We start from the raw sequence: 556 nt of genomic DNA on the forward strand, positions 1-556 counted from the left end.
CTATCTTTAGAACCTGCTGGTTTTCTGGCATCGTCTTTAAGATGTTTACCATTCCCTTTTGCCGCGCCTGTTGATTTAGAAGACGCTTTTGACTTTGACGAGCTATTAGTACGAGCGTTTTTTCTTGATGTATTGCGAGATTTCTTAGCCGCATTTTTGTCTTGCGAAGAAGAATCTTCTATAGAGTTAAGTAAAACAGACAACTCTTTTGGGGTTAAATCTCGCCAATCTCCAACTGGAAGACCCTTAAGAGTCACATTCATAATCCGCGTACGCTCAAGCTTCACGACTTCATAACCAAAATGCTCACACATACGACGAATTTGACGGTTTAACCCCTGCACTAGCGTAATGTTAAACACGGTGGGTGCCACCTTAGTCACCGGGCATTTTTTGGTCATCGTTCCCAAAATAGGCACGCCGCCTGCCAAACCCTCGATAAAACTATCGGTGATCGGTTTATTAACCGTCACCAAATACTCTTTTTCATGATTATTACCAGCACGTAAGACCTTGTTCACTAGGTCGCCATTGTTGGTCAAAAATATTAAACCTT

General features: G+C 42.3%; 1 protein-coding gene. It reads right to left on the bottom strand.

Annotated features, from left to right (window positions below; translation table 11 throughout):
- On the bottom strand, positions 1 to 542 hold a 542-nt coding region (locus ACS8FD_RS23515; protein ID WP_439277628.1), incomplete at its 3' end, for a pseudouridine synthase.
- Positions 543 to 556: the final 14 nt, after the last annotated feature.

This window comes from Psychrobacter sp. 1U2, from assembly GCF_051847575.1.